This window comes from Streptomyces sp. SID13726, from assembly GCF_010548375.1.
GTDB lineage: Bacteria > Actinomycetota > Actinomycetes > Streptomycetales > Streptomycetaceae > Streptomyces.
Genome location: NZ_JAAGLY010000290.1, coordinates 1 through 498 on the forward strand (window position 1 = coordinate 1; position 498 = coordinate 498).

At 71.1% G+C, this 498-nt stretch carries 1 protein-coding gene; it reads right to left on the reverse strand.

Annotation, left to right across the window (positions count from 1 at the left end; all coding sequences use genetic code 11):
- Positions 1-408: glucose-6-phosphate dehydrogenase assembly protein OpcA (locus G3I78_RS47685; RefSeq protein WP_203616518.1), on the reverse strand; the 408-nt coding region annotated here is incomplete at its 3' end.
- Positions 409-498 lie beyond the last annotated feature (90 nt).

A 498-nucleotide genomic window follows, 5' to 3' on the forward strand; every position in this document is an offset into this window, starting at 1 on the left:
CGCCAGGTCCGACGGGGCACCGTCCGGCCACCAGACCACGACGGGCGCGTCCGGCAGGAGGAGCGGGAGAACCACCGACTGGGCGTGGTTGACCAGTTCACCGTGGAGGCGGAGCACCACCGTCTCGCCGGTGCCGGCGTCCGCCCCGACGCGGACTTCCGCGTCGAGACGGGCGTCGCGGCGGCTGCGAGCCGAGCGGCTGACCCGCTTTATGACGACGACGATCCGCGAAGGGTGTTCGTGGGACGCGTCGTTCGCCGACTTGAGCGCGTCGTACGCGTTCTCTTCGTCGGTCACGATCACCAGCGTGAGGACCATGCCGATGGCCGGCGTGCCGATGTCCCGGCGCGCCTGCACCAACGCGGCGTTGATCTTGCTGGAGGTGGTCTCCGTGAGGTCGATCTTCATGGCCGGCGCCAGCTCCGTCCGTCTCGTGCGAGCATCTCGTCCGCCTCGACCGGCCCCCAGGTGCCCGCGGGGTACTGGGCGGGCTTGCCG